We start from the raw sequence: 23,139 nt of genomic DNA on the forward strand, positions 1-23,139 counted from the left end.
GCCAACTGCAATGAAGGAGTGGCGATGCGTCGCAGGCTGATACGCGCGTTTTCCGCGATGGGAACAGCACTACTACTCATGGGACTGGTCGTGCCAGGTGTCGTGTCGGCACATCCGGGCGGTTTCCACGTCCTGCTGTTCACCAAGACCGCCGCCGGGGCGTTCCGGCACGACTCGATCCCGGCGGGCATCACGATGTTCGAGCAACTCGCCGCCGAACGCGGGTGGGAGCTGACCAAGAGCGAGGACTCCAAGGTCTTCAACGACGCCACGCTTGCCGGGTACCAGGCCGTGGTGATGCTCCAGACCTCCGGCATGGTGTGGGACAACGATGCTCAGCGCGCCGCGATGCAGAACTACGTGCACAAGGGCGGCGGCGTGGTCGCCATCCACAACGCGACCGACATGAACATCGAGCAGCAGTTCCCGTGGTGGGACCGGATGCTCGGCATGACCATGACGCAGCACTCGTCGATCCTGCAGGGCACCGCGAAAGTGGCTGACCGCAAACACCCGTCCGGCGCGGGTTTGCCGGACCGGTGGACGCGCACCGAGGAGTGGTACAACTTCGACAAGTCCGCGCGTGGCAACGTGCACGTCCTGGTGACCGCGGACGAGACCACCTACGACGCGGGCCCGTCCAAGATGGGGACGGATCACCCGATCTCGTGGTGCCGCAACTTCGAGGGCGGCCGCGTGTGGGCCACCGGCATGGGGCACCAGGCCTCCAGCTACTCCGAATCGTTGTTCCGCCAGCACATCGCGGGCGGGGTCGAGACCGCGGGCGGCAAGGTCGCGGCCGACTGCGGCCCGACGGTGTGGAGCAGCTTCGAGAAGGTCGCGCTGGACGAGTCCCAGGACGTAGTCGCGCCCGCCTCGTTGGACGTCGCCAAGGACGGGCGGGTGTTCTTCGCCGAGTACGGCGGCAAGGTCAAGATCTACCAGCCGGACACGAAGGCCACCGTCACCGCCGGCACGTTGAACGTTTACGGCGGCGGGCAGAGGTCCGAGGACGGTCTCACCGGCCTGGTGCTCGATCCCGACTTCGCCACGAACAAGCAGATCTATCTGATGTACTCACCCGGCGACATCACCGACGAGATCGCCAGGGTCTCCCGGTTCACGATGAACAACAACACCCTCGACAGGGCCAGCGAGAAGGTCCTGATGACGGTGCCCATGTCGCGCAAGGAGGAACCCGGCCACACGGGCGGCTACCTGGCCTTCGGTCCTGGCAAGAACCTCTACATAGGCGTCGGTGACGACACGAACCCGTTCGAGTCCGACAGCCGCACGCCGATCGATGAGCGTCCGGGCCGGGCGTTGTTCGACGCACAGGGCACCTCGGCCAACACCAACGACCTGCGGGGCAAGATCCTGCGCATCCACCCCGAGGCCAACGGGACCTACACCATCCCAGCGGGCAACATGTTCAAGCCCGGCACCGCGAAGACGAAGCCCGAGATCTACGCGATGGGCTTCCGCAACACGTTCCGGTTCTCGGTGCACCCCACCACCGGCACGATCTACGCGGCCGACTACGGCCCGGACGCGCACGGCGACGACCCGAACCGCGGGCCGTCGGGGCTCGTCGAGTGGAACATCGTCACCGAGCCCGGCTTCTACGGCTGGCCCTACTGCGTCGGCGACAACATCCCTTACAACGACTACGACTTCGCCACCAAGCAGTCGGGCGCGAAGTTCAACTGCGACAAGCCGGTGAACAACTCGCCGAACAATACCGGCCTGACCGAGCTGCCGGCGGCCAAGAAGGCGACCATCTGGTACGGCTACGGTGTCGGCGCGAACGACCACAAGTTCCCGGAAATGGGAACCGGCGGCGCACCGATGGCGTTCCCGATCTACCAGTACGACGCCAGCAACCCGTCGAGGACCAAGTTCCCCGCCTACTACGACCAGACGCCGTTCTTCGGAGAGTGGGGCGCCCACAAGATGTGGGAGTTCCGGCTGGACAAGGACGGGAAGCTACTGAAGATCAACAACTTCGTTCCGAACCTGGAAACGAAGGGGCCGATGGACATGAAGTTCGGCCCCGACGGAGCTATGTACCTGTTGAACTGGGGCGAGGGCTGGGACGACAACAAGCACCTGCCGGGTTCCGGGCTGTTCCGCATCGACTACACCGGCGGCGGTGACCGCAGCCCGATCGCGAAGGCCGAGGTGACCCCGGCTTCAGGTGCGAAGCCACTGACAGTCAAGTTCTCCAGCGACGGGTCCAGCGACCCCGAGGGTGGCGCTCTGTCCTACAAGTGGACCTTCGGTGACGGCAACACCTCCACGGAGGCGAACCCGTCGCACACCTACACCACCAATGGCACCTACAACGCCCAGCTCACCGTCACCGACCCGACCGGCAAGACCGGAACTGCGAACGTGACCGTGACCGTCGGCAACACCGCGCCGACCGTGAAGATCAACGGCCCGGCCGGCGGCGGCATGTTCGACTGGGGCGACACCATTCCCGTTTCGGTGTCCGTCACCGACCCCGAGGACGGCACGATCGACTGCAAGCGCGTGGTCATCCAGGCCTCCATCACCCACGGGACGCACGACCATCCAGTCGGAGACCCGATCAACGGGTGCTCGGGTTCGATCAAGCCCGACACGGACGCCGAGCACAAGAACGGAAACGTCCGCATTCTCGTTTCGGCGTCCTATGTGGACAATGGGGCGAACGGGCAACCTCCGTTGAAGACCAGCGTGACGGCGGAATTGCAGCCCAAGCACAAGCAGGCCGAGTATTCCGACGGCTCGTCCGGCGTGCGGGTCGTGTCGCATTCCGGTGCAGAGGCGGGCGCGCGGATCGGTGACATCAGCAACAACGACTGGATCTCGTTCAAGCCGGTGAACCTCACCGGGATCAACCAGGTGTCGTTCCGGGTGTCCTCGCCGTCAGGTGGCGGCTCGATCGAACTGCGCTCCGGTTCGCAGACGGGCAAGCTGGTCGCGTCGGCGGCGGTTCCGAGCACCGGTGGCTGGGACAACTACGTCAGCCTGCCCGCGGTGAACGTGACCGACCCCGGAGGCACCGGGGAGCTGTTCGCGGTGTTCAAGGTTCCCTCCAACAACAGCTTCGACGTGGACTCGATCACCTACGTGGGACCTGGCGTCGGAGGCGGCGGTGGCGGTACCGCGAAGCGGATGGTCGGCATCGGCGGCAAGTGCGTCGACGTCAAGGACTGGGGCACGACCGACGGCACCCCTGTGCAGTTGTGGTCGTGCCACGGCGGCGACAACCAGAAATGGACCCTCGACGGCAGCACGCTGCGGTCGATGGGCAAGTGCCTGGACGTCAACCGAGCCAGCCAGACGGACGGCGCGAAGGTGCAGCTGTGGTCGTGCAACGGGACGTCCGCGCAGAACTGGTCGGTGCAGTCCGACGGCACCATCCGCAACGGCACCAAGTGCCTTGACGCCACCGGCAGCAGTTCGGCCGATGGCACACCGCTGATCATCTGGACCTGCAACGGCGGTCCGAACCAGCGGTGGACGTTGTCCTGACACGAGCGGCGGTGACCCGGTGGACGCCTGGGTCACCGCCCACTCGTCCGCGGGACGGCGGCGGGCAAAACACAGTGCCGGGTTTGTGTGATCGGGCTGCATGCCGGCCGGTCTCCGGGTTGTGCGAGTGACTATCGGTGTAGGTGGGATTGTCGGTGTGACCGAGCAGGTGGATGCGGCGCGTGCCGGCGACCGCGGCGCCGTGGACGCGCTGCTGGCGGCGTATCTGCCGCTGGTGTACAGCATCGTGAGCCGCACGCTGTCTTCGGCTGCCGACGTGGACGACGTGGTCCAGGACACGATGGTTCGGGTCGTGCGGGGGATCGGGGGCCTGCGCGAGCCCGACCGGTTCAGGTCGTGGTTGGTGGCCACTACCGTCAACCAGATCCGTGACCACCAGAGGTGGCATCACACCAGGCTGACGCGCGTGGAGGTGTACGACGAGCAACCAGACCCCGGTGCTGAGTTCGTCGATCGGGCGCTGACCTGGTTCGAGTTGGCCGAGCAGCGGCGGGAGATCGAGCCCGCCGCGCGCTGGCTGGCGAGCGAGGACCGTGAGCTGCTGTCGTTGTGGTCAATCGAGTGCGGACGCCACCTGACTCGCGGGGAGATCGCGGATGCGCTGGAGATCGACGCCCATCACATCGCGGCCCGGTTGAGCAAGACGAGGATGCGGCTCGACGATGCGCGCCGACTGGTGCGAGCCTTGTCCGTCTCGCCGTGCTGCCTCAAGCTCGTGGAGGCGGCGAACGGGTGGACCGGCGAGCCGACCCCGTTGTGGCGCAAGCGCTTCGTGCGGCACGTGCGGGCGTGTCCTCAGTGCCGCACGGCTGGAGCCGGTCTGGTGCCGGTCGAGCGACTGCTGGTCGGCCTGGCTCTCCTCGCGCTTCCGGCGGATTACCCGGCACGTGCGTTGCCGGCTGCCCGTGGCGCTTCTCAGACGGCGAAGCCGCCCGGCACACGTCGAGGCGTCATCGACTTCATCACGACGAAGCCGGGACTCGTGGTGGCCGGTGTGACCGCCGTGTGCGTCCTCGGCGTAACCCCGGTCGTCCTGACGAACCGCACGGGCAGCGAGGTCATCGCGTCGACGGTGAACGGACAGACGCCGTCCGCCGTGCCAACGACAACCACGACTAAGCTCCGTGTGCCGTCCATCGTCCCGACGGCCCCCGGTCCCGCGTCAACACCTCCGGCATCGCAGGGGACCGCAGCCCCATCCCGTAACGTCCCACCGGATTCGTCGCGCCTGATCACCCTTCTCAATGAGCGCCGCGGCCGTCTGGGCCTGTCCGAAGTCGAGGAGAGCCCTCAACTGGTGCGAGCCGCCCGTGCCTGCGTCCAGGGCAACCTGGAGGCCGCAGCCTTGGAGCACTGCGGGCACGAGGTGCTCTTCAAGGGTGGCAAGGGCACCTCGCCCGAAACAATGATCGACGTGTGGTTCAAGAGCGAGGCACACCGCACCGCCCTGACCTGTGCCAGCTCCCGCAAGGCGGGTGCCGCCATCGTCGTCGACTCCGGCGGCACGCTCATCGCGGCCATCAACATCGACTACTAGCCCGGTGCTTTCATGACGCTTTTGCGTGATGGGTGTCGATCGCGGAGAAAGGTGCTCTGAACTGCAAGGATATGACTTGCTGAGGGGTCATGTCCGAACCAGTTCAGGAGCACCTTTCTGGTGAGCAAGCCTGCCGGGGTCTACCCGTCGTTGAAGCTCGATGCCGCGGGAACAGGGATCGTGTCGCAGGCGGGGGCGACTCTGCTGGTCGACACGGCCGTGAAGATCGGCCTGGACCGGGTCACCGGATGTTGGGGTCGGCGAGGAGGGTGGGGAGGTCCTTGAGGGTTCGGATGGTTGGTGGTCCGTCAGGGGTGGGGGTGCCGGTGCGGTTCAGCCAGATGCCGAGCAGTCCGGCGTTCGTGGCGGCGAGGGCATCGGTGTGGAGCCGATCGCCGATGTAGGCGATCTCGTCCGGGGGGAGACCGAGCCGAGCGCAGCCTTGTTGGAAGATCTTCGGGTTGGGTTTGGCTGCTCCGACCTCGCTGGATGCGATGACGTGCGGCAGGGCGAGGTCGAGTCCGACGGTCTCCAGCTTCTTGCGTTGCTGTTCGGCGTCACCGTTGGTGAGGACGCCCAGCAGCAGGTGGGGATGATGTTGGTTGAGGGCGTCCAGCATGGGCCTGACGTCGGGATAGATGCTCCACACGGATTCGTAGTGGTTGAGGTAGTTGGCGAACCAGGCGTCGGCCTTGGTGGTGTTCCAGTTGCCCAGGCCGAGTTCGGCGGCCAGAGAGATGACCCGCAGCCGGCGTTGCTCGGTGAAGGTGAGTTGTCCGGACAGGTAGCGGTTCATCGCGGCCTCTTCGAGTTCTTGCCATCGTCGTCCGGCCTGTGCGTGATCAACGTCGTCCAGTCCTGGTGTCGCTCGCAGGGCCTGGGTGAGGGCGGTCGTGGCGGCGGTGTCGTGGTCGAGGAGTGTGCCGTCCAGGTCGAACAGCATGGCTTTGACCGTCCGGGTCATCGTGGGTCCTCACCTGGTGATGTTGCGGCGGCTGCGTAGTCGGTCCAGGCGCCGGAGGAGGCGCGTTGCCAGGCGACCGCCACGGTGATGTGGATGCCGAGCATGCGGGACCAGGACGGCGGCGGGCAGTTCGGTGGCGAGCTGGAGCAGCGTGGTGGAACGGGCTTGGCCTGGGGCCATGCCGAGTTGGCGGATGCGTTCGGCGAGCTGGTAGGCGCTGACGGGGCGGCCGGGTTGTCCGCTGGGGAACAGCCGGTTCGAGGTTCCTTGGTCGTCGATGATCGCGTGGCCTCGTCGGGTGGTAATGAGTTGGCGGAGGATCCCGGCGAGTGGTTCGGGGAGCAGGAGGGCTCACGGCCGAGCTTGAGCCGGACTCGTTCTTCGCTGTCGGTATGAAGCCCGTCATGAGTGCTCGAGGCTGTGCCGCGCGTTCCGCTGGTCGGCGTCCAGCGCCTGCAGCGCCTCCAGGTCCCGGCTCACGTCGGCCGCCTCCGGGCCGCAGCCGATCGCGGTGAACACGACCACCGCCTCGCGCCAGCGGTCCCGGGCACCGTCGAGGTCTCCCGCGGTGCGGTGTGCCGCGCCCAGGGCCCGTAGTGCGAGCGCCGTGCCGTACGGCTGACGCAGCTCGCGCCAGAGCGACAGCGACCGGACGAGGTGCTCCACGGCGGCCGCCAGGTCTCCCTCGGTCTGGCTCAGCTCGCCCAGCGCGCGCAACGCCACCGCCGAACCGTGCACGTTGCCAGCTTGCCCGTGCAGCTCCGCCGCTCGCTCCAGCATCGCCCTGGCCCGCGGGTCCCGGCACGCGGTGTAGAGCTGACCGAGGTCGAGCAGGGCGTCCGCGATGCCACGCTGCCCGCCGAGCTGTTCAAGGCACTCCAAGGCACGGCAGAAGAAGTCCATCGCCCGCTCCCACTCGCCGCGCTCGCGGTGCAGCACCCCGAGACCGCGCAGCGCGAAAGCCTCGACGTCGGGCAGGCTCGCGCGGCGCGCCAACGCCAGCGCGTAGGTGAAGCACCGGCGGGCGTCGGAAAGGTGCCTGCGTTCCCAGTGCAGCACGCCCAGCGAGCGCCAGGCGGCCGCCTCCGCGGTCTCGTTGCCCGCGGCCCGTGCCCGCCGGGCGGCGCGGGTCAGCACCTCCCCTGAGCGGATGTGGTCGCCGTGCATGCGGTGGATGGCACCGGCGAGCACCAGCGAGTCCACCTCGCCGTGCACCTCACCCAGCTCCTGGAAGCGCAGCCGGGCGCCCTCGATGAGGTCGAGGGCGTCGCCGAGTCCCAGCTCCGGGGAGTGGCTGGCCAGGCAGGCGCGGCCGTAGAGCATGACCGCCTCGCCGCGCCGGTTTCCCGCCTTCTCGCAGGCGGCGAGCGCGAGGGTGTGCGTCTCGGTCAGGTCGACGATGTGGTCGCGCTGTTCGAACAGGTCCCGGACGGCGGCGGTCAGCTCCCAGGCCACCTCGTCCAGTCCGAGCGCGCACGCCTGACGGATCGCCGCACGGAGCGCGCCGTGCTCGGCGGAGAGCCAGCCGAACGCCTCTCCCGGCAGCTCCGCCGGGTCCACGTCCGACAGCCGGTGCCGGGACGCCGTGCCCCGGATCGGCACGAGTAGCCGGTACGACAGTGTGGCGGCGGCCTGCTCGGTCAGGTCGAGCCAGGCACCCAGGGCCCTGCTGAGGGCCACGTGCCTGTCGGCGACGGAGTCCTCGTCCTCGGCGCGGACTCTGGCGAAGAGGCGAACCAGGTCGTGCAACCGGTAGCGCAACCGGCCGGCGGGGTCGACGCCCGCGGGCTCCACCAGGTGCGCGTCGACCAGGGCCTCCACCAGATCCTCCGCGTGCCGGACGCCGACGTCCATCAGCGCGGCGGCCGTCCAGGCAGCGAAGTCGTCCGTCTCCAGCAGTGCCAGCAGCCGCAACGCCCGACGGGCGTCCTCGTCGAGCAGCCGGTAGCTAATCGCGAACGAGGCGGCGACCGCCAGATCGCCGGTGGCGAGCTCGTCGAGGCGGCGTCGCGCGTCGGACAGCCGGGCCGCGAGCATGGCGAGCGGCCAGTGCGGGCGAGCCGCCAGCCGGACGCCGGCGATGCGAATGGCCAGCGGAAGGTGTCCGCAGAGCCGGACGATCGCGGCGGTGTCCTCGGGTTGTGCGTCCACCCGATCGGCGCCACACAGTCCGCGCAGCAGCCGGGTCGCCTCCACCGGGGAGAAACCGGTGAGCGGCACCACCACCGCGCCGTCCACTTCGGACAGTCGCTGACGGCTCGTGACCAGAGCGGCACAGCGTGCGGAGCCGGGGAGCAGGGGGCGCACCTGCGCCGCGTCCCTGGCGTCGTCGAGCAGGACCAGTACGTGCCGCTCGTCGAGCAGGCTGCGGTAGAGGTCCACCCGCTCGTCCAGGCTGTCCGGCACCGCCGTGCCCTCGACACCCAGGCGCCGCAGAAAGCGTGCGAGGACCTCCGCCGGACTGGTGAGCGTTGCCTGCGTGCCCCGCAGATTGGCGTAGAGCTGCCCGTCCGGAAACCTTTCCCGCAGGTCGTGCCCGACCCGCACGGCGAGGGTGGTCTTGCCGATGCCGCCCTGCCCGGTGATCACGGCCATCCGCACGGCACGGCCGCCGCCGGTCAGCGCGGCGGCCACCTCCGCCAGCTGCTGTTCCCTGCCGATGAAGTCACCGACATCGGCCGGCAGCAGAGCGGGTCGCCCGGTGGTGGCGGCGGTGGTGGCCACGGCCGGCTGGGGCAGGCCGACCACGTCCTGGTCGTGACGCAGCACGCCCAGGTGCAGGCGGCTCAGCTCCGGGCCGGGATCGACGCCCAGCGCGTCGGCGAGCCGAACCCGGAACCGCTCGTAGATCTCCAGGGCCTCGGTCTGCCGACCGGACCGGTAGACGGCGAGCATGAGCTGTCCGACGAACCGCTCGTGGTGCGGATGCTCTGCGGTCAGAGCGGTGAGCTCGCCGATGAGCTCGCGGTGCCGGCCCAGCGCCAGCTCGGCGTCGACGAGCAGCTCCGTCGCGGATAATCGCAACTCGACCAGATCGCTACCGACCCGGTCACGCAGCCGGTCGGGTGCGTCACCGGCGAGCACCGAGCCGCGCCACAGCGCCAGCGCCTGGCGGAGCAGGACGGCGGCGCCGGCCAGGTCGGCTGATCGGCGCGCCCGCGCGGTCAGCTCCCGGAACCGGTGCGAGTCCACCAGCGCGGGGTCCATCTCGGCGAGGTACCCGTTCGGACTGTTGCACAGCCGTACGACGTCCAACCCGACGCCGGCCCGGCGCAGGTCACCGCGCAGTCGTGCGACATGGGTGTGCAGACCGGCCCGCCCGGTGGCCGGCGGCTCGCCGTCCCACAACAGGTCGAGCAGCCGCTCCACGGGTACCGCCTGGCCCGGCTGGATCAGCAGAACGCCCAGGAGACAACGTTCCCGGCGCCGTCCGAACTCGACCGTGTTGCCGCCGGCCAGCACGCTCAGCGGCCCGAGCACACGGAAGTCCGCTTCCATCTCGGTCGCCCCTCCGTCCGGCGGCAAGGTGGATGGCAAGCCACCCGGCAAGGTGCCGTCCGCAGTCTAACGAGGCACGAATTCACGGCGTGTTCGCCGCGAACGTGTCAACGGGGAAACACAGGGAGGAATCAGATGATCGGCAACAAGGACGTAGTGCGCAGGATCGCGCTTTCCGCCATCGGTGTGATGACGGCCGGTCTGGCACTGGCCACCACCGCCACATCGGCCCAGGCCTACACCGACACCGTCGTGGACCACTACAACGACAGCCCGTGGTTCGCGTACGACAAGAACGCGTCCTCGCCGCTCAACAGCACACTGACGGCGTGGGTCAGCGTGAACGGAGCCCGCCACCGCATCTCCATGCGGGCCGGCAGTGGCAACGGCAACACCAACGACTGCACGACGAACGAGGGCTGGCTGCCGAACGGGACCTACAGCAACAACGACAGCGATGGCCGCAGCCACTTCACGCACTACAACAAGACCTCGGGCAACTCCGTTGTCAGAGGATGGGTCTGGAGCCTCGGCGACAAGGTTTGCCACGACGGCAGCCGGTACCGCACCGAGCTGTTCATCCACTCCCAGGGCACGAGCGGATGGTCCAACTCCAACTACGCCTCGGCCGGATGCATCAAGATCAACCAGACCGATCGGTCACACCTGCACGAGATGTTCGCCTCGTCGTACGACAAGGGCAACGGGTTCCTGACCGTCCAGTCCTGACCGTCCAATCCTGACAGCCCGCAGCTTCAGCGGATCTCCCAGGGAGTGTCGACATGGCTCTGCCCCGTACCCGCAACCTGCTCGCCATCGGTGTGATGGCAGCGGCGGCCGTCGTGGTGACCTTGCACCTGGCCACGTCACCGGGCCGGGGCGACGGCCAGTCGGCACTGGCCCGGACCGCGCTGCGGCACGAGTCGCTGATCGCGAACTGCATGCGCGGCCGCGGTTTCGACTACGTTGTCGCTGTGCCGCGCGACGTGGCCGTCGAAGAGGCCCGTCGCGCGGCCGTGCGGCAGCACCAGGATCCGAAGTCCGCGGTGGCGCGGGCGCAGGCGTCCGCGCCACCGGATCCCAACGAGGCCCAGGTCGGCGCGTTGCCGCTGGATCGGCAACAAGCGTGGGGCGACGCGCTCTACGGCGACGTCACCTGGCAGGGCTGCTACTACGCCACCTACGAGCAGGCGTGGGGCGAGCGCCTGGACCGGCAGGCCCAGCAGGGCGAGGCAGCGGTGGCGAAGGTGCGCGCCGAACCCGCCGTGCAGGCGGCCGAGCGAACGTACCTCACCTGCATGTCCGCCCGAGGCTATGGGGTGGACGGGACCGACGACGTGTACCGGCTGATCGGCGAGGCTCGCGACAGGCTCGACGCTTCCGGCGCCGACGAGTACGAGAAGGCGGCGAACTCCGCGCACAACGCGTGCATCGCCCCGTATAAGAAGGTCTACGACGCGGCCTATCTGCGGCTGGCGCAGGGCAAATGAGCATTGATGGCCCGTACCCCGCCGCTCACCGCGCGACCACCTGCCGCTGCCTCCGCCGGCGTGATCACCTTGCCGCTATTCCTGATCAGATCGCTGCGCAGGCACCCTGAGCGGCACGCCAACGAGTTCGTGTTCACCACCGAAGGCGGGACCTGTCAACGGCTACAAACCGAGCCGCACCCACCAGTTCGGACTGTCGCGATCAGACCGACGTGCTCAGAGGCCGTGGTCGATGTGGCGTGGCAGGCATCGTTCCACGGCTGGGCCGACGTGCATGAGCGCGCGGTCGATCAGTTCCTCGAATCGGATCAGTTCCTGGCCGCCAACGTCGTCGCAGCCTGCCTCAGCGACATCAGCCGCGACGAGCGCGCCATGGATATGCTCGAACTCACCGTTAGCCAGGCGCAGGACGGTTTGGCGCCGGGCCTTCTGCCAGGCTCATGCGACTGCGTGGATCTTGGTGTCGACGTCACCGGTGTAGCCGAGCCGTCCCTTGGTGGCGACGATGACGATGAGGGCCAGCACGCCGAGGCCGAGCGCAGGCCCCCAGAGCAGTTCGTCACCGGCATCGGGGAAGAACTCGGAGAAGGCGACGGACTGGAAGTTGTTGATCGAGCAGTGCAGCAGCATGACCAGGGGCAGGCTCTGGCGTCCCTTGTTGTAGACCAGGGTGATCAGGAAGCTCATCTCCATGGCCATGACGGCGAAGCGGACGATCGTTTCGGGAGTGACATCGGGGCCTGCCCAGGGGGTGAGGAACAGCGGCAGGTGCCAGATGGTCCACAGGATGCCGAGGACGAACGTGGCGATCATCGGCTGGTGGCGCTGCTGGAGGCGGCTGAGGGCGAAGTCGCGCCAGCCGGGTTCCTCGGCGAGGCCGGTGGTGAAGAACTGGAGCACCAGCATCGGCACGTAGACGGCCAGCACCATCAGTGAGGGCACCCGGAAACCTTGGGCGTCGGTCGCCGCCAGCGTGCCGAGCAGGACCGCCACGGGGACGGCGAACAGAGCGAACGCGTACCACAGGACGCCGGCGCGGAACTGGAAGAGCCGCTTGCGCCACCGTCGGAGGCCTTCGCGGCCCTCGGTGATGGCGGTGACGGTGAACGCGGCGGCCAGCGGGCCGAGGTACGCGCCGGGCAGGATCGCGGTGAGCTGGTTGCCCATCAACAGGTCCGGGTACCGGAAGTGCAGAACGCCGAACCCGTCCAGCGACAGGATGTAGGGCACCCAGGCCACCCAGCTGATGCCGTTGGCCAGGGTGAAGAACGTGATCAGCGGGAAGCGCTGGACCAGCGTCTGCCAGCGGTGGGAAGCGGCGCGGCCGGAGTCCGCAATGGGGATCGAGGTCATGGTCGGAAGACTAGGAATCGATCTTGCGGGAGTCAGTGCAGTCAAGGGGCGTTCTCATGGTGGAGTGCTCTACCGCCGTGGACGTCGCTGTGCGCGATTGGCCGTCCAACGCAATCTCATGCCGCAGCTCGCGTTGCTGGAGCGCGCTCATGGCGCTCATGGCATGGCTGTCGGCTTCATCGGTAGGTTGCGCTATTGACTGACCCAGTCGGTCATTTATTCTGGAGGCGTGCCACGTACCCGTTCCGCGGAGTTGTTCCCGAAGCTCGTCTCGGCGGCTGCTGAGACGTTCATCGCGCAGGGTTTCCAACGGACTCAGATGCAGGACGTCGCCGCCGCGCTTGGCGTGGCGAAGGGGACAGTCTACGGCTACGTGGAGAACAAGGACGCCCTGCTCGGTGCCGCGCTGCGCTTTGCCGACGGTGTGGAACCGGTGCCCGGTGTGGAGGACCTGCCGGTCCGCGCGCCGGCTGTGGGCGAGCTTGCGGCGCTGGTGGCCGACCGGCTCGGCGCCGAGATCGGGCGGCTGCGGTTGGTCGAGGCGTTGTCGAAACGGCGACGTGGCCCGCTCGCCGCGGAGCTGAGCGAGATCATCACGAACCTCTACGAGACGCTGTCCCGGCATCGCGTCAGCATCAAGCTGGTCGACCGCTGCGCCTCCGAGCTACCGGAGCTGGCCGACGTTTGGTTCGGTCAGGGCCGTTCGGGGCTGGTCGGTGCGTTGACCGACTATCTCCAGCGGCGCAAGGCATTGCGACTGCCCGGACCGGCGCCGCTGGTCGCCCGCACGATCCTGGAGACCTGCGCGTTGTGGGCGGTGCACCTGCACTGGGATCCCGCCCGGCAACCCGTCGACACCGCTGCCGTTCCAGCCACGCTGGCAGGCCTGCTCACGCGTGGACTGCTGCCTGAGGGGGCATCGACATGAGCAAGAAGCCCAGGACGGACAAACACACCGCCGACGGTCTCCGCGAGGTGTGGGACCGCTATGCGCCGCGCTACGACCGCGACATCAGCTTCTTCGAACGCATCCAGTTCGCCAGCGGCCGCGAGTGGGTGTGCCCGCAGGCCACCGGCGACGTGCTCGAGGTCGCCATCGGCACCGGCCGCAACCTCCCGCACTACCCGGCGGACGTCAGGCTCACCGGCCTGGACCTCAGTCCGGCCATGCTCGACATCGCCCGCTCCCGTGCCGCCGAACTCGGTCGCGAAGTCGAGCTGCACGAGGGAGATGCGCAGGCGCTGCCGTTCGCCGACGCCTCGTTCGACACCGTGGTGTGCACGCTCGGGCTGTGTGGCGTCCCGGACGAGCGCGTGGCGATCGCGGAGATGCACCGTGTGCTGCGACCTGGCGGCAAGCTGCTGCTGCTCGACCACGTCGGCAGCCACCACCGGATCGTCCACTTCGGTCAGTCGCTGCTGGAGAAGCTGAGTGTCCGGATGTGCGGCGACTACCAGACCCGCCGCCCGCTGCCGCTGGTGGAACAAGCTGGGTTCGTGGTCCAGCGGCAGGAACGGCTCAAGCTCGGCATGGTCGAACGGGTGGCCGCGGTCAAGCCGTGAATCAGGTCTCTGCGCGCGAGCGCGTCAGGCCGTAGTAGGCAAGCGCGGCACCGACGACGAAGATCAGCGTGTCGAGGTAGATCAGGCCGAGATGCCCGAGCGTGTCGAATCCCCACGGGTAGTGCGCGGGCAGGGCGACGGCCAGCCCGAGGACTGGCACGGCGACCGCCGTGCCCAGTGCCCACATCTGGCCGCGGCGCACACCGAACCAGGCCAGGCACGCGACCGCGAGCCCGGCCGCGGCGATGAAGCCGCTGACCGCGATGTGCAGGTGGCTGATGTAGTGGTAGAGCGAGGGGGAGAACTGCTCGATCTGTGCTTTGCCGACGCTGACCTCGCCGGAGCCGATGCCCAGTTCGAGGAACGAGTCGGTGAAGTTGCGCACGAAGAAGATCACCGCGTAGCCGACGAAGCCGAGGCCGGCCAGGCTCATCACCGCGGCGCCGGTGCGCACGGCGGACTGTGCTGATACAGCAGGCAGGTGTGCCGAGGCGGTCGCCATCGTCACCCACCCCCTTCCGCGAAGACCCAAGGCGGGGACTGTTCAAGTGAACGTTTGAATGCTCCGACGCTCGCCCGTGCTTGTCAAGTGTTCGATTGAATAGAAGAATCGATGGAGAGGGAAGGGGCTGCGATGGGCGACCGGGTTGCCAAGGACGCGCTGTTCGACGGCTTCGCGCGCATCACCAAAGCGCTGAGCAGCGGCAGGCGATCCGAGATCGTCGACCTGCTGGCGCAGGGCGAGCGGTCGGTCGAGGAGATCGCGAGCGAGATCGGACAGAGCGTCGCCAACACCTCGCAGCACCTGCAGCAGATGCTGAAGGCCGGGCTGGTCCGTACTCGCCGCGACGGCAACCGGATCTACTACTCGCTGGCCGGCGGCCGGGTGCTGGACCTGTGGGCCGCGGTCCGCGACGTCGCCGCCGAGCACCTCGCCGAGCTCGACAGTCTCGCCGCCGCCTACCTCGGCGACCGATCCGCGCTGCAGACCATCTCCCGCGCCGAGCTGGTCGATCGGATGCGCCGCGGCGATGTGGTCGTGCTCGATGTGCGGCCCGAGCCGGAGTTCCGCGCCGGCCACATCGCGGGCGCCGTCTCGATGCCGCTCGACGAACTGCGGCGCAAAGTCCGCGGCGTGCCGAAGGACCGCGAAGTGGTGGCGTACTGCCGCGGGCCCTACTGCGTGTACGCGGATGACGCGGTGCGCACGCTGCAGCGGCGTGGCTACCGTGCGGCACGCCTTGAGGACGGATTCCCGGAGTGGTCGCGCAATGGACATCCGGTCGAGAACGACGTGGACTCGCCCGCGTCCTGAGCGAAACGTCTACCTCGACTCGATCGGCGCCGCTGGGTTCACGGTCGACCAGCTGCGGCTGAACGCCCACGAGTTCATTTCCGGCCAGGCGCGCAACGCCAGCGCCACCTACGGCGTGAAGAGCATCTCGTGGCTGGCCACCAGGGCGGCTGCCCAAATCATCCCTCCGCCAGTGCGCGCAGACCGGCGTAGAGGCTGCGCAGCCCGCCGCCCACGGCCGCGGCGACGGTGATTTCGAAGATCTCGTCCTCGCTGAGCCCGAGGCTCTTCAAGTCGGCGACGTCGGTGTCGGTGATTTGGTACGACGAGTTGCGGACCTTTGCCGCGTAAGTCGCCCAAGGTGCATCGGAAGGATCACCGCTTGCGGCGGCACGACGAGCCATGGGATCGGTCTTGCCGGGGGACTTGAACACCGCCGTGCGCAGGTTGCCGACCAGACGTTCGTGACGCTCGCCGGTCGCGGTGCCGTTGGTGCTGCCGGTGAGGAAACCGGGGAAGCGGTAACCGAAGCGGTGCAGGGACTGCGTGCCCTTGAGGAGTTGCCGCCGCGAGTGCAGCTGGAAGCCGAACGCGTTGGCGAGCCGGTTGACGATGTTCCAGATCAGGTTGACGTGCAACGCATCCAGCACGGCTTCCCTCGTCACCCCGTCCGGAATGTCGGCCGCGCTCACGTCCTCGGGAGTGGTGGTGACCTTCTCCAGCAACGCCAGTACCGCGGTGAGCTCCGGCCGCGCCGAGGCCGGGTCGGAGGCGACGATCTCACCCTCCGAGGCGATCCGGGTCATCTCCGTGTGGCTCTCGACGCAGAACGGGCACCGCAGCAGCTGAGCCGTGGTCATCGCGATGTACTCGCGCTCGCCCGCCGTCCAGAACGACGGACCGCGCATCATCGCGGCGGACAGGTCGAGCAGTGGCGCGCCGAGGAACTCCGGCCGGTAGAGCAACGTCTTCGGCACGTCGGACATCGGCGCGCGAGAGGTCAGCTGTGCGAAGGAGAAGAACAGCCGGACGCGCAGCCGGTGGTCGTGGTCCAGGACGTCGAGTCGCATCACGTACCTCCGCTAGGTCGGCGATCCCGTCCAGTAGAAGACGATCGAACCCCACCCGAACTCGACACGCCCGGCCAGAAAGTCAGACCTTGATCCGTGGACGGACGACGACGAGTGGCACGAGAGCAAGCGCGATGATGCCGCCCGCGGGCGCCAGCGCCGGGTAGCTGCTGCTCGTGACCACGAAGCCCGAGGCCATGGTGTCCATTCGAGAGTGTTCAGACCGCGACGGGGAGGTCGGCGAGGCGCCACTCGAGCATGCCGTCGGCGAGACGCTTCGCGGTTCGTCCCCGTGCGGTGAGCAGGCGGACGGCCTCGTGGGAGAGCACGCAGTAGGCGCCGCGGCAGTACGCCACGATCTCCTGGTCGGCCGGCAGCTCGGCCAGCCGGTCCGCGAGCTCGTCCAGCGGAACGGACACGGCGCCGGGGATGTGACCGGCGGCGAACTCCTCGGCGGGCCGGACGTCGATCACGGTCGCGCGTCCCGACCGGACGCGATCGAGCAGTTCCTCGCGGCTGACCGCGTCGGTGTCGTCGCCGAGGTAGGCCTCGCGGGCGGTGCGGACGTCGGGCAGCCGGTCGTCGGCGACGGTGCGCAGCAGCGTGAACAGCTTCGCGACGTCGTCACCGGCGAGCCGGTAGAAGATCTTCGTGCCCTCCCGCCTGGTGGCCACGAGGTTGGCCTGCTTGAGGGACTGCAGATGTGCCGACGCGGTGGTCAGCCCCAGCTCCGCGGACTTCGCGAGCGCGTCGACCGTGCGCTCACCCTGGGCGAGCAGATCGAGCAGCTCAAGCCTCTTGCCGCTGGCCAGTGCCTTGCCGACGCGAGCGAACTGGTCGAACAACGCGTTCTTCGCGTCCCGGTCACCCATGGTCCTCCAATCATCTTTGGAATACTGTAGTACACATGACCGAAGTGCTGGCGCTTGTTGACGAAGGGCTGGGGAACTCCGCGTACCTGGTCGATCTGGGCGACGGCCGTGCGTTGGTGGTCGACGTGAGCCTCGATCTCCGGGAAGTCGGCCGCGCCGCTCAGCATCGTGGGCTGAGCGTGGCGTTCGCCGCCGACACCCACCTGCACGCCGATTTCCTGTCCGGCGCCCGGCAACTGTCCGCGACCGAGGGCACGCGCGTGCTCGCCTCGGCGGCCGGGCATCGCGAGTTCAACCACGAGGGCCTGCATGACGGCGACGAGGTCGACCTCGGCGGCTTACTCCTGCGGGCCTTGGTCACGCCGGGGCACACCGACGAGCACCTGTCGTTCCTGCTGCTCGACGGCGACCGTCCACTCGGGGTGTTCACCGGTGGGTCTCTGATCGTGGGCGCCGCCGCCCGCACCGACCTCGTCGCGCCGGAGCGGACCGAGGAACTGGCCCGCGCTCAGTACGCGTCGCTGCGCAGGCTCGCCGAGCTACCGGATGACGTGGCCGTCTGGCCGACGCATGGTGCCGGATCCTTCTGTTCCGCCCCTCCTGGTGCGGACCGCACCAGCACGATCGGCCGGGAGAAAGCGAGCAATCCGTTGCTGCGCGCGCCCGACGAGGAGGCCTTCGTGAAGGAGCTGCTCGGATCGCTCGGCAGCTATCCGCCGTACTTCCGCCGGCTCGGCGAGATCAACCGCCACGGTGTCCTCACGGGGAGGCCTGGCCTGCCGCCCCTCGACGTCCGCGCGGCGCGGCGGCTTCTGGCCGACGGCGCGCGACTGATCGACGTGCGCCCTCTCAACGAGTTCGCCGCCGGCCACGTGCCTGGCGCGCTGTCGATCCCGCTGCGGCCGGTGTTCGCGTCATGGCTCGGCTGGCTGGCACCGCATGACCGACCGCTGATCGTCGTGCGTGGCGCCGACCAGGACTCGGCGGAGATCGCCTGGCAGGCCGCCAAGATCGGCTACTTCGACCTGGCCGAGCTCGACGGCGGGATGGACGCCTGGACCGCCGCGGAACTTCCCACCAGCACAATCAAGTTGGTCGGCCCAACCGAGGTACGCGGGCCGGTGCTGGACATCCGGCAAAGTGCCGAGTTCGCGTCCGGACATCTCCCCGGCGCACAGCACGTCGAACTCGGCGACCTGCCCGGCCGGGTCGACGACGTGCCGCAGGAGCCGCTCGTGGTGATGTGCGGCCACGGCGAACGAGCCATGGGCGCCGCCAGCCTCCTGGAGCAGGCTGGGCACAGCGACGTCGCCGTGCTCACCGGCGGACCCGACGACTGGGCCGCCGCGACGGGCGGACGCCTGGAGAGCGGCCGATGAGTCCGCAGCTCGGCCTGCGCGCGAATCTCGCCCAGTTCAGCCTGCTCGTCGCCGTCAACGCACTCGTCGGCGGCGTGCTCGGGCAGGAACGCGCGGTGCTGCCGCTGCTGGCCGAAGACGAGTTCGGGCTCACCGGCTACACGTTCGTGCTCACCTATGTGGTCGCGTTCGGGCTGACCAAGGCGGCCACCAACTACTTCGCGGGCACCTGGTCCGACCGCTTCGGCCGCCGCCCGGTGCTCCTGGCCGGGTGGCTCGCCGCGATCCCGGTGCCGCTGATGCTGATCTGGGCACCGTCCTGGGGCTGGGTGGTCACGGCGAACGTCCTGCTCGGCGTCAACCAGGGCCTGACCTGGTCCACCACCGTGATCATGAAGATCGACCTCGCCGGACCGTCCCGCCGGGGCCTCGCCATGGGACTCAACGAAGCCGCCGGCTACATCGCCGTCGCGGTCACCGCGCTCGCGACCGGCTACCTCGCCGCCCGCTACGGACTGCGCCCCGCCCCGTTCCTGCTCGGACTGTCCTATGTGGTCCTAGGCCTGGGGCTGACGGCGTTCGTCGTGCAGGAGACGCGTGGACATGCGCGGCTCGAAGCGACACAACATCCCGTCGCGGCTGGAGAAGTGCCGAGCGACCGCGAGATCTTCACCCGAACCAGCCTGCGGGAGCCCGCGCTATCGTCGGCGAGCCAGGCAGGAATGGTGAACAACCTCAACGACGGCCTGGCGTGGGGCCTGTTCCCGATCCTGTTCGCCACCGCCGGCCTCTCGATCACCAAGATCGGCATCCTGGCCGCCGTCTACCCGGCCGTGTGGGGCCTCGGCCAGCTCGTCACCGGGCCGCTCTCCGACCGCTGGGGCCGCAAGCACCTCATCACCAGCGGCATGCTCCTTCAAGCCGCCGCACTCGCCCTCGCCGCCCTGGCGGACGCCTTCACCGTCTGGTTGATCGCGGCCGTGCTGCTCGGCGCGGGCACCGCGATGGTCTACCCGACCCTGCTCGCCGTGATCGGCGACGTCGCCCACCCGGCATGGCGGGCACGGGCCGTCGGCGTCTACCGGCTCTGGCGCGACGGCGGCTTCGCAGTGGGCGCGCTGCTCGGAGGCATCGTCGCCGACCTCTGGGGCCTGCGAGCCGCGGTGTGGGTGGTCGCCGCACTCACCGCGTTGTCCGGAGTCGTGGTCGCCGTGCGGATGTACGAAACCCACTCCAACAGGAAGGTCAGCGTGTGACCGTCCCACGTGGACTCGTCGAGGGACCGATCTACCTCGACTACAACGCCACCACACCGATCGACCCGGCCGTGACCGAGGCGATGCTGCCGTACCTGACCGCGGAGTTCGGCAACCCTTCCAGCACCCACCACTACGGCCGGGAGTCGCGGGTGGCGCTCGACCATGCTCGTGACCAGGTCGCCGCTCTCCTCGGCACTTCAGCCGAGCGCATCGTGTTCACGGGATCTGGCTCCGAGGCGGACAACCTCGCCATCCGCGGCACCGTCCTGGCCTCGGGTGTGGACAGGCCGCACGTGATCACCCAACCCACCGAGCACCCCGCCGTCCTGCAGGCGTGCGAGGCGCTGCGCCGCTGGCACAACGCGGAAGTGACGTTCCTGCCTGTGGATGGCGACGGCCTGGTCGATCCGGACGACCTCGCCGCCGCGATCACCCCACGCACCGTCCTGGCGTCCGTCATGGCGGCGAACAACGAAACCGGTGCACTGCAACCGATCGACGACCTTGCTCACGTCGCCCGCGAGCACGGCGTGGTGTTCCACACCGACGCCGCCCAGGCCATCGGCAAGATGCCCTTCGACGCGACCGAGCACGACCTGGTGACCGTGGTGGGCCACAAGATGTACGCCCCCAAGGGAATCGGCGCACTCTGCATCCGGCTCGGCGTGACGCTGGAACCGCTGGTGTACGGCGGCGGCCAAGAGCACGGCCTGCGCGCCGGCACCGAAAACGTCGCACTCGCGGTCGCCCTCGGCACTGCCGCCGAACTCGCGGCCAAGGACCTCGCTTCCGGTAGCCACGACCGCATACGCGAGCTGCGCGACCGCCTTCACCACTTGCTCGACACAGCGCTACCGGGCCGAGTCCACCTCAATGGCCCTGAGAAGGCCCGGCTGCCGAACACCCTCAACATCAGCATCAATGGCATTATTGGTCACGAACTGCTCGACACCGCAACGGAAATCGCCGCGTCCACCGGCTCAGCCTGCCACAGCGGACAACACGAGCCCTCTCCGGTGCTCACCGCCATGGGATTGCCCTCTGGTCGTCGACTGGGCGCATTGCGACTGTCGCTGGGCCGCTGGACCACCACCGAGCAGATCGACCAAGCCGCACACGACATCGTCGAGGCAGCAAACTGACGCCTCCGGCTACGCGCCGGCCGACCGCCTTGCCCGCCAAGCACTGGGGGACAGTGCATTGGCCTGCTTGAACGCTCGGCTGAACGCTTCCTCGGACTCGTACTCGATGCGCCTCGCGACCGCGGCGACCGTCATTTCGGTGGTGGCGAGCAGGTCCTGAGCGACGCGCATGCGCCACTCGTTGACGTAGCGGATCGGCGACAGGCCGAGGACTTCGCGGAAACGAGCGTCGAGCGATGATCGCGAGACCGCCGTCAGCCTGGCGAGGTCCTCGACGGTCCACCTGCGTCCAGGCTGCCCGTGGATGGCCTTCATCGCCGGGGCGAGCACCGGGTCGCGCACGGCCGCGAGCCAGCCCCGGTCAGCCCCAGGCGCGGTTGCCAGGTAGAGGCGCAGCACCTCGATGATCAGCATCTCGGGCAGCTTCGTCCGTCGAATTCCCCCGCCACCGGGAGCTTGCTCGAGGGCGTAGGCGATGCTGGCGTCGAACCACGATCGCGCGGGGCCGTCGGCAGCACGCACGACGAACGCGGGAGGGAATGCCTTCAGGTCAGGGTCGAACAGCGGGTCCTCGGAGTACAGGCACCCGCACACGATGTCCGTCCGGGAGCCGCCCTCGCCGTGGCGCAGCGTCGGCATCTCGTTCCACGGTGGCGGCGGGACGACGGTCATGACCGACACCGGTTCGACCGGGTCCTCGCCGCCAACACGGAATTCGTCGCCGTACGGGAGCACGATCACTTCGCCGGCGTTGGCCCAGGTGCGCTCGCCGTCGGGGGTCGAAACCCAGCAGCGTCCCGATGCCACGACGTGGAACAGGATCAAGCGCTCGGCGCCGGGATGCATCATCGCGGCGAAGCTCGGGCCACCCAGGTCGGACAGTGCCCAGCGTTCGGTGAACTCGCAGCGCATGAAGATGGCGCCCTCGAGGCGGATGCGCTCGAGCGCCTCGTTCAGCGGCTCGACGGGAGCGCTTGCGCCCTCGGTCATCGCCCGACCAACCTCGGCGTCTTCATCAGGTCTTTCGGCTTAACCGTCATGGCCGGCGGCGGACCTCGCCACCACAGTCAACTGTGTCATCAGTCGCATGAGTACGCCATCTGGAGGTGCATCGAGATGACCAGCACGACTACGGGATTGTGGAAGCAGCACAGCGGCAACCCCGTCGAGAACTACGAGCGGTTCTTCGTCCCGACGATCGGAGCCGCCTGGGCCGCCGCCCTGCTCGAAACGGCCGGCCTGCGTGCCGGTGAGCGGGTGCTCGACATCGCCTGCGGCACCGGTGTCGTGGCGCGCCGCGCCGCCGAACAGGTCGGGCCGAGCGGATCGGTGGCCGGCCTCGATCTCAGCCCCGGCATGCTCGAGATCGCACGCGCGATCAGTGCCGAGATCGACTGGCACGAGGGGGACGCTGCCGCGCTGCCGCTGCCCGACGGCGCCTTCGACGTCGTCGTCAGCTCACTCGGCCTGCAGTTCGTTGAAGACAGGCAATCGGCTCTTCGCGAGATGCACCGCGTCCTCGCACCCGGCGGGCGTGTCGCCATCGCAACGGTCGGCCCGACTCCGCCGCTGTTCGCGGTCCTCGAGCAGGCGCTCGCGCGGCACGTGTCGCCCGAAGTGGCGGGCTTCATGCGCGCGGTGTTCTCGCTGTACGACCCGGAACAGCTTCGGACGCTGGCGACCGATGCCGGGTTCGACGACATCGACGTCCGGTCGGAAGTGCTGACGGTCGCCCTGCCCGCGCCGGCAGAGTTCCTCTGGCAGTACGTCCACAGCACGCCCCTGGTTGCCGCGATCGCGCCGCTCGACGACGCGAGGCTGGCCGCACTGGAGCACGACGTCGTGGCCGGATGGCAGTCCTTCGTCAGGGGCGGGGAGTTGGTGTTCGAGGGGAACGCCGTCCTCACGACGGCGAGGCGGCGCAACGGGTAGACCTCCCGCGGTGTCCAAGCCGCCAATGGGCTGGGTTTGGTTCTCGATCACGGTGGGTCCGTCCCCGACAGCGCCGAGGTCTGGGGGATTTCCCGTGGCCGGCTTCTCTTCCGCGGCCAGACGGATAGCCCAGCCCTCAGCATGATCAACATGCACGGAGACGACCCAGTTCCAGGGTCGCAATGCAGATCAAGGCAATCAAGAAAATGACTGTGCAGGAGGGGATTGCGGCGGCGTGAGCCGGCGCGCCAGGAAAGGGAGGCT

19 protein-coding genes are annotated in these 23,139 nt (G+C 68.6%); 11 read left to right on the top strand and 8 right to left on the bottom strand.

The annotated features are described in order from the left end of the window. The first annotated feature begins 24 nt into the window (after positions 1 to 24). Together JOD27_RS00330 and JOD27_RS00335 are read left to right on the top strand one after the other, a co-directional pair. Positions 25 to 3,522 carry a ThuA domain-containing protein gene (locus JOD27_RS00330; RefSeq protein ID WP_204760090.1) on the top strand — a complete coding sequence of 1,166 codons (3,498 nt, stop codon included), beginning with the start codon at positions 25 to 27 and terminating at the stop codon, positions 3,520 to 3,522. A 157-nt stretch (positions 3,523 to 3,679) separates the two neighbouring features. After that, a complete protein-coding gene (locus tag JOD27_RS00335; protein ID WP_204760091.1) occupies positions 3,680 to 5,080 on the top strand; it encodes a sigma-70 family RNA polymerase sigma factor in 1,401 nt (466 codons plus the stop codon). Positions 5,081 to 5,321: 241 nt separating this feature from the next. Here JOD27_RS00335 and JOD27_RS00340 read toward each other — a convergent pair whose 3' ends face one another. Continuing rightward, entirely contained in the window at positions 5,322 to 6,044 is a 723-nt protein-coding gene (locus JOD27_RS00340; protein ID WP_204760092.1) for an HAD family hydrolase, read from the bottom strand. Between the two features lie 402 nt (positions 6,045 to 6,446). Continuing rightward, positions 6,447 to 9,542 (bottom strand): AfsR/SARP family transcriptional regulator, encoded by a 3,096-nt coding sequence (locus tag JOD27_RS00345; RefSeq protein ID WP_204760093.1) that lies wholly within the window; start codon positions 9,540 to 9,542, stop codon positions 6,447 to 6,449. Between the two features lie 135 nt (positions 9,543 to 9,677). Between JOD27_RS00345 and JOD27_RS00350 the strand changes: the two genes are divergently transcribed. Together JOD27_RS00350 and JOD27_RS00355 are read left to right on the top strand one after the other, a co-directional pair. Continuing rightward, positions 9,678 to 10,271 carry a hypothetical protein gene (locus tag JOD27_RS00350; RefSeq protein ID WP_204760094.1) on the top strand — a complete coding sequence of 198 codons (594 nt, stop codon included), beginning with the start codon at positions 9,678 to 9,680 and terminating at the stop codon, positions 10,269 to 10,271. Between the two features lie 53 nt (positions 10,272 to 10,324). Next, positions 10,325 to 11,032, top strand: a complete 708-nt coding sequence (locus JOD27_RS00355) for a hypothetical protein (RefSeq protein ID WP_204760095.1) — start codon at positions 10,325 to 10,327, stop codon at positions 11,030 to 11,032. 438 nt (positions 11,033 to 11,470) lie between these two features. On the opposite strand, the gene JOD27_RS00360 is transcribed toward JOD27_RS00355, so the two are convergent. Next, positions 11,471 to 12,385 carry a CPBP family intramembrane glutamic endopeptidase gene (locus tag JOD27_RS00360; protein ID WP_204760096.1) on the bottom strand — a complete coding sequence of 305 codons (915 nt, stop codon included), beginning with the start codon at positions 12,383 to 12,385 and terminating at the stop codon, positions 11,471 to 11,473. 229 nt (positions 12,386 to 12,614) lie between these two features. Between JOD27_RS00360 and JOD27_RS00365 the strand changes: the two genes are divergently transcribed. Both JOD27_RS00365 and JOD27_RS00370 read left to right on the top strand, forming a co-directional pair. Continuing rightward, the gene (locus JOD27_RS00365; RefSeq protein ID WP_204760097.1) at positions 12,615 to 13,313 is read left to right on the top strand and encodes a TetR/AcrR family transcriptional regulator; all 699 of its coding nucleotides are present in this window, start codon (positions 12,615 to 12,617) and stop codon (positions 13,311 to 13,313) included. Further along, complete coding sequence (locus tag JOD27_RS00370; protein WP_204760098.1) at positions 13,310 to 13,948, top strand: class I SAM-dependent methyltransferase; 639 nt, start codon at positions 13,310 to 13,312, stop codon at positions 13,946 to 13,948. The genes JOD27_RS00365 and JOD27_RS00370 overlap by 4 nt, the downstream gene beginning before the upstream one ends. A 1-nt stretch (position 13,949) precedes the next feature. Here the strand turns inward: JOD27_RS00370 and JOD27_RS00375 are convergent, their stop codons facing one another. Continuing rightward, positions 13,950 to 14,450 carry a hypothetical protein gene (locus JOD27_RS00375; RefSeq protein WP_204760099.1) on the bottom strand — a complete coding sequence of 167 codons (501 nt, stop codon included), beginning with the start codon at positions 14,448 to 14,450 and terminating at the stop codon, positions 13,950 to 13,952. 132 nt (positions 14,451 to 14,582) lie between these two features. Between JOD27_RS00375 and JOD27_RS00380 the strand changes: the two genes are divergently transcribed. Next, the gene (locus JOD27_RS00380; RefSeq protein WP_204760100.1) at positions 14,583 to 15,263 is read left to right on the top strand and encodes an ArsR/SmtB family transcription factor; all 681 of its coding nucleotides are present in this window, start codon (positions 14,583 to 14,585) and stop codon (positions 15,261 to 15,263) included. A gap of 158 nt (positions 15,264 to 15,421) precedes the next feature. Here JOD27_RS00380 and JOD27_RS00385 read toward each other — a convergent pair whose 3' ends face one another. From JOD27_RS00385 to JOD27_RS00390, 3 genes are all read right to left on the bottom strand, one after another. Continuing rightward, positions 15,422 to 16,312 carry a carboxymuconolactone decarboxylase family protein gene (locus JOD27_RS00385; protein WP_204760101.1) on the bottom strand — a complete coding sequence of 297 codons (891 nt, stop codon included), beginning with the start codon at positions 16,310 to 16,312 and terminating at the stop codon, positions 15,422 to 15,424. An 82-nt stretch (positions 16,313 to 16,394) separates the two neighbouring features. Next, on the bottom strand, positions 16,395 to 16,520 hold the full coding sequence (locus tag JOD27_RS45750) for a hypothetical protein (protein WP_275591541.1): 126 nt from the start codon (positions 16,518 to 16,520) through the stop codon (positions 16,395 to 16,397). Between the two features lie 10 nt (positions 16,521 to 16,530). After that, positions 16,531 to 17,184, bottom strand: a complete 654-nt coding sequence (locus tag JOD27_RS00390) for an ArsR/SmtB family transcription factor (protein ID WP_204760102.1) — start codon at positions 17,182 to 17,184, stop codon at positions 16,531 to 16,533. A 35-nt stretch (positions 17,185 to 17,219) separates the two neighbouring features. Between JOD27_RS00390 and JOD27_RS00395 the strand changes: the two genes are divergently transcribed. The 3 genes from JOD27_RS00395 to JOD27_RS00405 are packed head-to-tail and all read left to right on the top strand — an operon-like array spanning position 17,220 to position 20,943. Continuing rightward, positions 17,220 to 18,563, top strand: coding sequence for an MBL fold metallo-hydrolase (locus tag JOD27_RS00395; protein WP_204760103.1), 1,344 nt, complete (start codon positions 17,220 to 17,222; stop codon positions 18,561 to 18,563). Further along, positions 18,560 to 19,798, top strand: coding sequence for an MFS transporter (locus tag JOD27_RS00400; RefSeq protein WP_204760104.1), 1,239 nt, complete (start codon positions 18,560 to 18,562; stop codon positions 19,796 to 19,798). The genes JOD27_RS00395 and JOD27_RS00400 overlap by 4 nt, the downstream gene beginning before the upstream one ends. Continuing rightward, entirely contained in the window at positions 19,795 to 20,943 is a 1,149-nt protein-coding gene (locus JOD27_RS00405; protein WP_204760105.1) for a cysteine desulfurase family protein, read from the top strand. Before JOD27_RS00400 ends, JOD27_RS00405 begins: the two co-directional genes overlap by 4 nt. 9 nt (positions 20,944 to 20,952) lie before the next feature. On the opposite strand, the gene JOD27_RS00410 is transcribed toward JOD27_RS00405, so the two are convergent. Beyond that, complete coding sequence (locus JOD27_RS00410) at positions 20,953 to 21,933, bottom strand: AraC family transcriptional regulator (RefSeq protein ID WP_204760106.1); 981 nt, start codon at positions 21,931 to 21,933, stop codon at positions 20,953 to 20,955. A gap of 126 nt (positions 21,934 to 22,059) precedes the next feature. On the opposite strand from JOD27_RS00410, the gene JOD27_RS00415 reads away from it, so the two are divergent. Beyond that, a complete protein-coding gene (locus tag JOD27_RS00415) occupies positions 22,060 to 22,875 on the top strand; it encodes a methyltransferase domain-containing protein (RefSeq protein WP_204760107.1) in 816 nt (271 codons plus the stop codon). The last annotated feature ends 264 nt before the right edge of the window (positions 22,876 to 23,139 follow it).

Origin of the sequence: Lentzea nigeriaca (assembly GCF_016907955.1) — a bacterium.
In the GTDB taxonomy this organism is placed as follows: Bacteria; Actinomycetota; Actinomycetes; order Mycobacteriales; family Pseudonocardiaceae; genus Lentzea; species Lentzea nigeriaca.

Bases quoted from the DNA above. Each gene is read 5' to 3' on its own strand.
- JOD27_RS00350 (WP_204760094.1), top strand. From the start codon at position 9,678: ATGATCGGCAACAAGGACGTAGTGCGCAGGATCGCGCTTTCCGCCATC.
- JOD27_RS00355 (WP_204760095.1), top strand. From the start codon at position 10,325: ATGGCTCTGCCCCGTACCCGCAACCTGCTCGCCATCGGTGTGATGGCA.
- JOD27_RS00370 (WP_204760098.1), top strand. From the start codon at position 13,310: ATGAGCAAGAAGCCCAGGACGGACAAACACACCGCCGACGGTCTCCGC.
- JOD27_RS00395 (WP_204760103.1), top strand. From the start codon at position 17,220: ATGACCGAAGTGCTGGCGCTTGTTGACGAAGGGCTGGGGAACTCCGCG.
- JOD27_RS00330 (WP_204760090.1), top strand. From the start codon at position 25: ATGCGTCGCAGGCTGATACGCGCGTTTTCCGCGATGGGAACAGCACTA.
- JOD27_RS00415 (WP_204760107.1), top strand. From the start codon at position 22,060: ATGACCAGCACGACTACGGGATTGTGGAAGCAGCACAGCGGCAACCCC.
- JOD27_RS00400 (WP_204760104.1), top strand. From the start codon at position 18,560: ATGAGTCCGCAGCTCGGCCTGCGCGCGAATCTCGCCCAGTTCAGCCTG.
- JOD27_RS00375 (WP_204760099.1), bottom strand. From the start codon at position 14,450: ATGGCGACCGCCTCGGCACACCTGCCTGCTGTATCAGCACAGTCCGCC.
- JOD27_RS00380 (WP_204760100.1), top strand. From the start codon at position 14,583: ATGGGCGACCGGGTTGCCAAGGACGCGCTGTTCGACGGCTTCGCGCGC.
- JOD27_RS00410 (WP_204760106.1), bottom strand. From the start codon at position 21,933: ATGACCGAGGGCGCAAGCGCTCCCGTCGAGCCGCTGAACGAGGCGCTC.
- JOD27_RS00390 (WP_204760102.1), bottom strand. From the start codon at position 17,184: ATGGGTGACCGGGACGCGAAGAACGCGTTGTTCGACCAGTTCGCTCGC.
- JOD27_RS00340 (WP_204760092.1), bottom strand. From the start codon at position 6,044: ATGACCCGGACGGTCAAAGCCATGCTGTTCGACCTGGACGGCACACTC.
- JOD27_RS00385 (WP_204760101.1), bottom strand. From the start codon at position 16,312: ATGCGACTCGACGTCCTGGACCACGACCACCGGCTGCGCGTCCGGCTG.
- JOD27_RS45750 (WP_275591541.1), bottom strand. From the start codon at position 16,520: ATGGACACCATGGCCTCGGGCTTCGTGGTCACGAGCAGCAGCTACCCG.
- JOD27_RS00345 (WP_204760093.1), bottom strand. From the start codon at position 9,542: ATGGAAGCGGACTTCCGTGTGCTCGGGCCGCTGAGCGTGCTGGCCGGC.
- JOD27_RS00360 (WP_204760096.1), bottom strand. From the start codon at position 12,385: ATGACCTCGATCCCCATTGCGGACTCCGGCCGCGCCGCTTCCCACCGC.